Consider the following 11,296-nt stretch of genomic DNA (forward strand, 5'->3'; position numbering starts at 1 on the left):
TTATTTTTTAAATTTTGAAATTCCTGTTTCTAACCAATTATGATACACTTCTACATCTGGTGTATAACTCACCGGATCTAACAAATTCTCTTCGTTATGATCCATTAATACGTAAAACGGTTGCGTGTTCGCTTTATATTTTATAGTTTGAAGTTCGCTCCATTTCTGACCAATATACTTCAATTTTTTACCCGGTTTTAATTTAGAGTCCACAACATCACCAGCTTCTAAAGGCCTTTTATCATCAACATATAAAGATATTAAAACTACATCGTTTTTTAGAATATTTAAAACCTCTGGTTCTGGCCAAACATTTTGCTCCATCTTTCGGCAGTTCACACAAGCCCAACCTGTAAAATCTATCATTACCGGTTTATTCACTTTTTTAGCATAAGCCAAACCTTGATCGTAATCGTTAAAAGCTAAAATATCGTGCGGTGCTAATAAATGAGCTCCTTCAGGCAAATCGCCATGATTGTTAAGCGCTGAAGCGCCTGTACCTAATCGTGTATAGCCCACACCATATGGCGATTCGCTATAATCTTGTGGTGGCGGAAAAGCACTTATTAAATTTAGTGGAGCCCCCCAGAGTCCAGGAATCATATAAATAGTGAAAGTTAAAACTACTAAACCTAAACTTAATCGCCCTACTGAAATGTGTGGTAAAGGCGAATCGTGCGGTAATTGAATTTTCCCAAAAAGATACAATGCTAAGGTTCCAAAAATGGCAATCCATATCGCTATAAAAACTTCTCGTTCCAATAAATGAGCTTGCATAACTAAATCGGCCTGCGACAAAAATTTAAAGGCTAATGCTAGCTCCAAAAATCCTAAAACTACTTTTACTGTATTCAACCAACCACCAGATTTTGGTAAAGAATTTAACCAACCTGGGAATGCCGCAAATAAAGCAAAAGGTAATGCAATAGCCAAAGAGAAACCAAACATACCAATTATAGGTGCTAAACCACCTTTGGAAGCTGCTTCTACCAACAAAGTTCCAACAATTGGACCTGTACACGAGAAGGATACAATGGCCAAAGCTAATGCCATAAAGAATATGCCTATTAGTCCGCCACGATTAGCTTGAGAATCTACTTTATTCGCCCAAGAATTTGGTAGCATGATTTCGAAAGCTCCCAAAAATGAGGTTGCAAAAACAACTAATAGTATAAAGAAAATAATATTAAACCAAACGTTAGTTGCCAGTGCATTTAAAGCATCTGCTCCAAATATTCCAGTAACAGCTGTACCAAGTAAAACGTAAATTACAATAATACAAACCCCATAAATAATGGCATTTTTAATTCCAATCGCTTTATTTTTACTTTGTTTAGTAAAGAAACTCACCGTCATAGGAATCATTGGAAAAACACATGGTGTTAACAACGCTGCAAACCCTGATAAAAACGCTATAAAAAAGATACCCCAAAGGCCTTGTTTAGGACTAGAATCTGCAGATTTAACTGCATTATCTTCTATAGCCGCTTCTGTTGTTAAATCTGTTTTTTCTGAAATTTTAAAACTTAAATCTACCTCAGTTGGCGGTAAACAACGAGAATCGTCGCAAACCATAAATTCTACAAAAGCATCTATTGATGCCACATCCTCAGAAACAGTTACTTTTTGCTTAAAGGTTGCTGATTTTTCAAAGAATTTAATTTCCATTTGAAAAACAGGATCGTCTATCGTATGGCCTTCTTCTTCAGAGGTGTTTCCAATTATTTTAAATTGACCTTCACTATCATCATAAGTAAAAGTTGTTGGTATTGGCCCATCTTGTGGTACTACCTGAGAATACAAATGCCACCCGTCATCAATAGTAGCCTTAGAAATTAATTGATACTCGGTATCTGATATTTTTTCAACAGAAGTTTCCCATTTAACTGGTTCTAAAACTTGGGCTCCACCAAATAAAAAGGATATTAGTGCTAAAAATAAAATGACTCTCTTCATTCCTCAAATTTATTATTAATTATGTAATAGTCTCTAGTTTTTATATTTCTTTCAAAAAAGCATCATGTTTTATATGGTACTTTTTAAAATAAGATAAAACCTGTATTCCCTATAATGACCAAAAATTAAGCAAATACCCCTAGTTAAATTATGTTAAAAATTAATAAATAGGTTAGACAAAACATCATGAAATTGATTTTCGGTCGAAATTTACAACATATTTTAAAGGATGCTTAAAAGATTGTAAAACTTTAACACCACTACCTTCAAAACCCTGCGTTTGGTGGTTTTAATTAATAAAAAAAATCAAAGATTAATATTGAAAACAAAAAACGCTCACTATTTAAGTGAACGTTTTAAGATCTCGAATTAAAATAACTAATAAAAATTAAGAGATAATATTAAATGTTAGCGGATAAGTTGGGTTTTCTCCACGACTTACTTTTATAGCATTTACTATAGGTAAAACTATTGAAATAACGCCTAATGCAGCAAAACCAAGTAAGCCTAATCCAAAAAACAAAACCAAAGGCACGCAGATTACAAACCAAAGCATAAGGCTTAACTGAAAGTTAATAATGTTTTTTCCGTGAGCATCCATTTGACTTACCTTTCCTTTATTAGAAAGCCACAAAATTAAAGGTAGCAATAAACTACCGAAGCCTGTTACTAGACTTATTAATTGACTTAAATGGGTAATAACTAATAATTGGTTGTCGTTTCTCATGATTTTATATATTTTGATTGATGTATTTATATGACGCTTATATCTTTAAATTGTTACATGCGCTACAATTAATTATTTATAAATTAAATGCTCTAGAATATTTTGCATGTTGTACTTTTGGCACAATAAATGATTATTGCCACGTTATAACATAAAAACAAACACATATATGATGCGTTTCACCTTACTTATAGCTTTATTTTTTTCGGTTGCCTTACAAGCCCAAAATAACGCCATTGCCCCAGACGAAAAACTTGTTTATACGGCCTCTTATAACATGTCCGGTATTTTAAACGATATCGCTCAAGTTACCATGCAAACCACTAAAGTAAACACTTCTAAAGCTACATTAATGCGTTTAAAAATTACTGCATTAACCTATAGCAAATGGGATAACTTTTTTAAAATCAGAGATTTATACGAGAGTTATGTAAGTCCGAAAACATTAACACCATACTTATATAAGCGTGATATTAATGAAGGCGGCTACTATAAAGCCATGAAATACACCTTTAGCCATAAAACAAATACGGTTAAAACGGTGCAAACTAAAAAGAATAACTACGTAGAAAATAAAACAGTATCTATAAGTAGCGGTACAAAAGATATTGTTTCCGCATTATATTATATCCGCTTGTTCGATTATGCTAGCATGAGCAAAGGCAGTAGCAAAAGCTTAAATATTATTTTTGACAGAAAAGAATTTAACGGTAAAGTAACCTATTTAGGTAAAGAAACCATCTCTACTGCTATTGGCTCTAAAGAATGCTACAAGTTATCTATTGGTGCTGATACCGCTAGTGGATTGCAAGGCTCTAGTAACTTTTTGTGGTTAACTGCAGACGAAAATAAAATTCCTGTTTACGGGAAATTTAAAATTCCTGTTGGAAATGGTGAGTTAAAAATAAAATCGGCTTCTGGTTTAAAAAACTAGATTCAACTATTTAACAACTTACTTCTTTAATAACTATAGCTTAAATAAAATACAGACTTATGAAGAAAACGTTCACCATACTAGCCGTAATAGCATCTGTTTTTGCTATCATTTTTTCGGTATTACCCATTTCTAATTTAGCCATTATTCCTGCAGTAGCAGCACTTATTTTTGGGTTAATTGCTTTTTACTTATCTAAAAAAACAGGCGAAATTAAAAAGACTATTCAGTTTTCGTTTTTCTTAACCATTGCTGCATTAGCTATTGTAACCTATAAATCTGTTTTTACAGCTACAGAAATTGCCAACACAGAGGTTATTGATGCTAAAGAAATGGAATCTGAAGAAGAGGCTTTGGACGATTTGGAAGGCTTAGAAATCGAAGAATTAGAAATTGATGATGCCGAGTTAGAATTCGATGCCTCAGAATTGGAGGTTGACGCGCAAGAATTGGAAATGGATACTCCTGCATTAGAAGTGGAGCCGGAAGCTTTAGAAATTAACGAGGCTGATTTAAAAAGCATTGAGGAAAATATTGAAATAGACGAATCGGATTTAGAAGATATTGAATTTTAAAAACCTATCCTTATATATAATAGGCTTTTCTTAAAAAGCCCCACACAGCCCAAGTTAAATTATTTAGCTTGGGCTGTGTTCATTTTTATTTTTGTAATATCTTAGCCGATAAATTCTATTTCCTATGAAAAAATACTTTCCGCTATGCTTAATGGCTCTTACAATAATGGCCTGCAGTAGCTCTCAAAACAAATCTAAAACTACCGCTAACGCCGAAACTTATGCCAAAACCATTACGGCTGCCGAATTAAGAGATATGCTGTATACTTATGCCTCAGACGATTTTGAAGGTAGAAGAACAGGCGAACCAGGACAAAAAAAAGCCATTGAGTTTATAAAGCAAGGCTATGTAGCCAACGGCATTCCTTCTCCTATTGCAGAAGGCGATTACTTTCAGGAAATTCCTGCTTCGTTCTTTAAAGGTGATATAAAAGCTTCGGAAAATGTTTTAGCTTATATAAAAGGATCTGAAAAACCAGATGAGATTATTATTGTTTCAGCACATTTGGATCATATTGGCATCTCAAAAAATGGAGATATTAATAATGGTGCCGATGATGATGGCTCCGGGACCGTTGCAGTAATGGAAATTGCTGAAGCTTTTAAACAAGCTGCCGATAAAGGTTTTGGACCAAAGCGTTCTATTTTATTCTTACACGTTACAGGTGAAGAAATTGGACTTTATGGCTCTCGCTATTATGCCGACGAAGACCCTATTTTTCCTTTAGCAAACACAGTTGCTAATTTAAACATAGATATGATTGGGCGTGTAGACCCAAAGCACGAAAGTAACGAGAACTACCTCTATTTAATTGGTGCAGATAAGCTAAGTAAAGAATTACACGATATTTCGGAATCTATAAACAAGCAATACACCAAAATCGATTTTGATTACACTTTTAATGATGAAAACGACCCGAACCGTTTCTATTACAGATCGGATCACTACAACTTTGCTAAAAACAATATTCCGGTAATATTCTATTTTAATGGTACACATGCCGATTACCATAAACCAAGTGATACTCCAGATAAAATTAGATACGATTTATTAGAAACTCGTGCAAGACTTATATTTTATACCGCTTGGGAACTTGCTAATCGTGAGGAACGCTTAAAACTGGATTAAAACCCAGTTAACTTACAACCACAAAAAAAGCCTTTCAATTTCTTGAAAGGCTTTTACTTTTTGGGTGGAAGACCGGATTCGAACCGGCGACCCTTGGTACCACAAACCAATGCTCTAACCAACTGAGCTACAACCACCATGTAACTTGCATTTTGTAATGCGTGTGCAAATGTAAACGATTTAAACGTTATCTACAAAGACTTTTTTAAAATTTTATATAAAAATTTTAAAAAAAAGATTCATATAATTCTAACTACTTTAAATCGAACAAACTACCAACTGCTGGCAACCGCTCCACATTAAAACCTTCGGCGTAAGCCACACCAACCAATCGTCCTAAATCTTGAGCACGGTACGCTACACTGTCTGTAAAATTCTTACTAGAAATAGGTGTTACAGGCGCTTTACTATCCGGATCATAAAATTGAGTTTTGTAAGCCAATACCGATTCTATTTTTGTATCAATAACATTAGAAATATCAACAACAAAGTCCGGCTCCAAATTTTTCCATTGTATATAATGGTATACTTGCTTTGGCCTCCAAGGTGCCTGAACATTACCTTGCTCATCTTTTGTTTCAATTTTTATCAGCCCACTTAAAAAACAAGCATCACTAACCAACTTACTTCCTTTTCCATGATCTATATGGCGATCATCAAAAGCATTGCACAATACTATTTCTGGTTGATACTTACGTATCATTTTAATAACCTCTAATTGATGCGTTTTATCATTTACAAAAAAACCATCAGCGAAGCCTAAATTCTCACGTACCGCAATACCGAGAATCTTTGCAGCTTCACTAGCTTCTGCAAATCTAGTTTCTGCCGTACCACGTGTGCCTAATTCTCCTTGAGTTAAATCTATTACACCTACTTTTTTACCATTGGCAATTTCTTTCGCTATAGTACCACCACAACCTAACTCAACATCATCAGGGTGTGCTCCAAGGGCTAGAATATCTAATTTCATTTTAACTTTTTTTAAACTTTTATAACATTCCTTTAACTTACAAAATAACAATACTTTAGCGAAAATCTTAAATATCGTAAAACTACAGACTTCGCAAACGTATTCGTAAGTATTTTTTGCATTTAATAGTACCCAAATATAACAATAATGAAAAAATAGCACCCAAATTCAAAGTATGACTTTCGTCATAATTACTCTTCTGTATCTACTGTAATTTTACCATATAATTATAACAAGACACTTATAGCGCTAAGCTAATAAACAATTACAAATTATGATCTACTTAATGCTTATCATTTTAATTATAACTATTGGTCTCTTTGTTTGGGGAAAGTTTACACCAGATATTGTTGCGCTAATTTCTATGCTGAGTTTGTACCTAACAGGTATTTTAACCCCCACCGAAACCTTAAGCGGTTTTAGTAACCCAACAGTAATTATGATTGCCGCACTCTTTATAATAGGAGAAGGTATTGCACAAACCGGATGGACAGCTTTAGCAGGTAAAAAGTTTGTAGAATGGGCCGGAAAAAGTGTCCCTAAACTACTAGTAATTATCACGCTTGGTGCAGGTGTACTTTCTGGTTTTGTAAGTAACACGGGTACGGTAGCAACCTTAATGCCACTTACCATATCATCAGCTTGGAGCATTGGTACATTACCATCAAAAATGCTTATGCCCGTTGCTTTTGGGTCTAATACTGGTGGTTTACTAACCTTAACAGGAACGCCTCCAAATATTATTGCTAGTAATGCTTTAGTTGAAGCTGGCTTCGATGGGTTTTCATTTTTCGAATTTGCTTTAATAGGTATACCACTACTACTTGTTGCTTTAGTTTACTTTAGATATGTTGGTTATAAATTATTACCAAGTAATAAAACAAACAACAAACCTGTAAATATAGAATCTACCCTATATAATTGGATTGAAGCTTATAAAATACATGATGGATATTATAGACTACGTGTACGCTCTATATCTCCATTAATTAATACAAAATTAGAAGAATGGAACTTTGAAAAAGACTTTAACGTATCTGTAATAAGAATTAAAAGAAGACACCCAAATGTATTAAAAGGCATTCCTCAGTTTGAAGAATTCCCAGTACCTTCTACAGATTTACTATACCACGATATTCTTACAATAAAAGGTGACGCTAAAGACATCAACAAATTAATGATCACGTTTAGATTAGGGCTTTTACCTCTAGAACCTATTACAACCGATGAATTAAAACACAACTTAATTAATCAAGAAGTTGGAATGGCAGAAGTAATTGTTAACCCAAATTCTATTCTAGTAGGTAGAAAATATAAAGTAGGAGATTACTTTAAAAGATACGGTATTCAACTTTTAGCCGCTTCTAGAAACAATAAACCTTTATTGGAAAAAGAAATAACAGTAAAAGTTGGTGATGCCTTTTTAATTAGAGGAACATGGGCACACATTGAAGATTTACAAGAACAAAACGAAAACCTTGTTATTATTGGTAGTCCAGAAGGGATGGCTAAAAACGTGGAAAGCTTAAGTCCAAAATCATACATTGCTTTAGGCGCTTTAATCCTGATGATCATATTCATGGTTTTTAAAATTGTACCAGGCTCTATTGCTGCATTAATCTCAGCAGGTGTTGTTTTATTAACAGGCTGTGTACCTATTTCAAAAGCATACAAAGGTATAAGCTGGACCAGTGTTGTTATGATTGCTGCTATGATACCAATGGGTATTGCATTACAAAAAACAGGAACAGCGCAACTTATAGCAAGTGCTTTAGTAGACTATCTAGGCGCCATCCACCCTATTCTATTACTAGGTGGTGTGTTTTTACTAACTACAACCTTTAGTCAGGTTATTAACAACTCAGCAACAGCGGTTTTAATGGCACCAATAGCCATTCTTGCAGCAACATCATTAAACCTATCGCCAGAGCCGTTTATGATTATAGTTGCCATAAGTGCATCAACAGCCTTTTTAACACCTATAGGCACAACAACAAACGCCATGGTTATGACGGCTGGTGGTTATAAGTTTATGAACTACCTAAAAGTTGGAGCGCCTTTACTATTATTATTTTTCATTATATCATTAATACTTGTGCCAATTATTTGGCCATTTTAAACAAAAAATATTATTAAGAACTTTTAAATCAATAATTATGAAAACGACAGAAACCATGACAAAACAAGCCGACTTAAAACAATACGGAATTGACGCTGCAAAAGTCAACTGGAACTTATCTCCTGAAGAACTTCAAAAAATCTCAGTAGCTGAAGGTTCTGGTGAAGAAACAGCTAACGGAACTCTAGTAATTAAAACAGGAAAGTTTACTGGTCGTTCTCCTCAAGATCGTTTTATTGTAAAAGATGATTATACATCTGAAAGAGTTTGGTGGGGAAAAACAAACAAAGCCGTATCTCCAGAAAACTTTGACAAACTTGAAAAAGAAATAACAAACTATCTTTCTGGAAAAGAAATTTATGCAAGAGATGGTTATGTGTGTGCAGAACCAGAATATAGAACAAATATTAGAACAGTAACTGAGTACTCTTGGTCTAGTATGTTTGTTTTCAATATGTTTTTACGCCCAAGTGCAAGCGAACTAGAAAATTTTGATGAAGATTGGTTAGTACTTTGTGCTCCAGGATACGTTTGTCCAGATCCAAAAGCTTACGGAATTCGTCAAGGCAACTTCTCTATTATAAACTTTACTAAAAAAATAGCTTTAGTTGGTGGCTCTGCTTACACAGGAGAAATTAAAAAAGGTATTTTCTCTGCGATGAACATGGTTTTACCAGTAGAAAGAAATGTATTACCAATGCACTGCTCTGCAAACGTAGGTAAAAAAGGTGATACTGCTATTTTCTTCGGATTATCAGGAACTGGAAAAACAACACTTTCAGCAGATCCAGAAAGAAAATTAATTGGAGATGATGAACATGGTTGGACTGCCGATAACACAATTTTTAATTTTGAAGGTGGATGTTATGCAAAAGTTATCGATTTATCTGAAGAAAAAGAACCAGACATTTTTAGAGCTGTTAAACCAGGTGCTTTACTTGAAAACATAAAAATTAAAGAAGACGGAAATCCAGATTATTTAGATAGTAGCATTACTCAAAACACACGTGTAAGTTACCCTATTTATCATATCGATAATATCCAAGAAACACTTTACGCAAACAACCCAAAAAACATTTTCTTTTTAACTTGTGATGCTTTTGGTGTATTACCTCCAGTATCTAAATTAACTCCTGGTCAAGCTGCTTACCACTTTATCTCTGGATATACTGCTAAAGTTGCAGGAACAGAAGCTGGAATTACAGAGCCAGTACCATCATTCTCTGCTTGTTTTGGTGAACCATTTATGCCATTACACCCAACAGTTTATGGAGAAATGCTAAGTAAAAAAATGACAGAAGCAGGCGTAAATGTTTGGTTAATAAATACAGGTTGGAGTGCAGGACCTTACGGTGTAGGATCTCGTATTAAATTAAAATATACAAGAGCCATGATTACTGCCATTTTAAACGGAGAGTTAGAAGGTGTAGATTACGACCAAAACTTTATTTTCGGTTTACATATGCCAAAATACTGCCCAGGCGTACCAACTGAAATTTTAGACCCAATGAACACTTGGTTGAAAAAAGGTGACTATGTAGGAAAAGCTATTCAATTAGCACACTCATTCCACTTAAACTTCGAAAAATTTGCAGCTCAAGCTTCAGACCAAATTATTGAAGGTGGGCCACTAATTGACGAACACCACCACTTAAACGAGAGTTTTTAACTAAGTGAATATTAATAGCAATAAAAGGAGCTCACAAAAAGGGCTCCTTTTATATTACAACTATTTTTTTGAAACTGTTTTCGATTTTAAATATCATTAATTTCACAGTATATTTAAAATCTAATTGATTAACTTAAATCACAATATTATGAAGTACTTATTAACTACAATAGTGCTTATTATTTCAATTTCTAACAGCTATTCTCAATCTGCAGAAGATAAAGTAGGGGCATGGTATATGTTCGATGCTACAAATCGTGTTGCAGATAAATGGAGCGTTAAAGTGGGAGGCGAGTTTAGAACATTTGAAGTTTTTGATAACATGAACCTCTTATTTTATTATTTAGGAGTTAATTATCATTTAAATAAAAAAACAACTTTAACAATAGCGCACTGCTATTTAGATATTGATAGAAGTTACTCTATTGCAGGTGAAAGTCATTTATACGAAAACCGCCCATACGAGCAACTTAGCTACAAACAAGAAACATTTAAGCTCCCTTTATATCATAGATTAAGATTGGAGCACAGGTTTTTAAACTTTAACCACACGCATACAACACTGCATAGATTACGCTACCGTTTAGGCACTAAAATAAACCTGAATAAAACGTTGTTTTTTAATATAAGAAATGAAGTTTTTGCAAACTTAAAAAATGAAGTATTTACAGAAAATCGTTTTTATGCTGCACTTGGCTTTAACATTTCTAAAACCAATAATATACAAGTAGGCTATTTAAATCATGAAATAAATAAATCTAACCTAAACCGTTTCCAACTCGGGTTATTTATAAAAACCGATTTAAGAAAAAAAGAAAAATAGTTTTATAATTTTCGTTTAACCGAACCAGCAAAGTCCTCGATATCGTCTTTTACTTTATCGAGTTCTTTTTTTATATCTCCAGTTACACTAGTATCAATACCACTTTTCTCCGCAGTTTTAGTTATTTCGTGTTTAATATCGTTGGTTGCATCTTTTAGAGTACGCATACCTTTACCCAAGCCACGCGCTATTTCGGGTATTTTATCGGCACCAAAAACCATCACTACTATAAATAGAATGAAAGCTATTTCTGCGCCGCTAATAAATAAAAATGTTGCTAGTTGTATCACATCGCAAATATAGTAACTTGTTTTATTAGTTTAAAGATTTTTTAATTTGTTTAACTCTAATTACAATTTATAGTAAAAAAAAGCCGACTTTTTCAAGTCGG

General features: G+C 33.7%; 10 protein-coding genes and 1 tRNA gene. 6 read left to right on the forward strand and 5 right to left on the reverse strand.

Annotated elements, in window-relative coordinates; genetic code table 11:
- Nucleotides 1-1,956, reverse strand: a complete 1,956-nt coding sequence (locus tag ACJJV4_RS05045; RefSeq protein ID WP_405292379.1) for a protein-disulfide reductase DsbD family protein — start codon at nt 1,954-1,956, stop codon at nt 1-3.
- A gap of 388 nt (nt 1,957-2,344) precedes the next feature.
- Nucleotides 2,345-2,683 (reverse strand): DUF4870 domain-containing protein, encoded by a 339-nt coding sequence (locus ACJJV4_RS05050; protein ID WP_405292380.1) that lies wholly within the window; start codon nt 2,681-2,683, stop codon nt 2,345-2,347.
- A 169-nt stretch (nt 2,684-2,852) separates the two neighbouring features.
- On the opposite strand from ACJJV4_RS05050, the gene ACJJV4_RS05055 reads away from it, so the two are divergent.
- From ACJJV4_RS05055 to ACJJV4_RS05065, 3 genes are all read left to right on the forward strand, one after another.
- Nucleotides 2,853-3,617, forward strand: a complete 765-nt coding sequence (locus ACJJV4_RS05055; protein WP_405292381.1) for a DUF3108 domain-containing protein — start codon at nt 2,853-2,855, stop codon at nt 3,615-3,617.
- Between the two features lie 59 nt (nt 3,618-3,676).
- Nucleotides 3,677-4,192, forward strand: coding sequence for a hypothetical protein (locus ACJJV4_RS05060; protein ID WP_405292382.1), 516 nt, complete (start codon nt 3,677-3,679; stop codon nt 4,190-4,192).
- Between the two features lie 124 nt (nt 4,193-4,316).
- A complete protein-coding gene (locus tag ACJJV4_RS05065; RefSeq protein ID WP_405292383.1) occupies nt 4,317-5,321 on the forward strand; it encodes a M28 family metallopeptidase in 1,005 nt (334 codons plus the stop codon).
- Nucleotides 5,322-5,383: 62 nt separating this feature from the next.
- Here the strand turns inward: ACJJV4_RS05065 and ACJJV4_RS05070 are convergent.
- Both ACJJV4_RS05070 and bshB1 read right to left on the reverse strand, forming a co-directional pair.
- Nucleotides 5,384-5,459: transfer RNA gene (locus tag ACJJV4_RS05070), tRNA-His, on the reverse strand.
- A 115-nt stretch (nt 5,460-5,574) separates the two neighbouring features.
- A complete protein-coding gene (gene bshB1 / locus ACJJV4_RS05075) occupies nt 5,575-6,294 on the reverse strand; it encodes a bacillithiol biosynthesis deacetylase BshB1 (RefSeq protein WP_405292384.1) in 720 nt (239 codons plus the stop codon).
- Nucleotides 6,295-6,568: 274 nt separating this feature from the next.
- Between bshB1 and ACJJV4_RS05080 the strand changes: the two genes are divergently transcribed.
- The 3 genes from ACJJV4_RS05080 (at nt 6,569) to ACJJV4_RS05090 (ending at nt 10,905) form a co-directional block, all read left to right on the forward strand.
- The gene (locus ACJJV4_RS05080) at nt 6,569-8,413 is read left to right on the forward strand and encodes an SLC13 family permease (RefSeq protein WP_405292385.1); all 1,845 of its coding nucleotides are present in this window, start codon (nt 6,569-6,571) and stop codon (nt 8,411-8,413) included.
- A 37-nt stretch (nt 8,414-8,450) separates the two neighbouring features.
- The gene (pckA, locus tag ACJJV4_RS05085) at nt 8,451-10,082 is read left to right on the forward strand and encodes a phosphoenolpyruvate carboxykinase (ATP) (protein WP_405292386.1); all 1,632 of its coding nucleotides are present in this window, start codon (nt 8,451-8,453) and stop codon (nt 10,080-10,082) included.
- Nucleotides 10,083-10,230: 148 nt separating this feature from the next.
- Nucleotides 10,231-10,905 carry a DUF2490 domain-containing protein gene (locus ACJJV4_RS05090; RefSeq protein ID WP_405292387.1) on the forward strand — a complete coding sequence of 225 codons (675 nt, stop codon included), beginning with the start codon at nt 10,231-10,233 and terminating at the stop codon, nt 10,903-10,905.
- Between the two features lie 2 nt (nt 10,906-10,907).
- Here the strand turns inward: ACJJV4_RS05090 and ACJJV4_RS05095 are convergent, their stop codons facing one another.
- Nucleotides 10,908-11,195: a twin-arginine translocase TatA/TatE family subunit gene (locus ACJJV4_RS05095; protein WP_042497928.1), complete on the reverse strand. Its 288-nt coding sequence runs from the start codon at nt 11,193-11,195 to the stop codon at nt 10,908-10,910.
- Nucleotides 11,196-11,296 lie beyond the last annotated feature (101 nt).

Origin of the sequence: Algibacter sp. Ld11, assembly GCF_045066735.1 — a bacterium.
Classification (GTDB): Bacteria; Bacteroidota; Bacteroidia; order Flavobacteriales; family Flavobacteriaceae; genus Algibacter.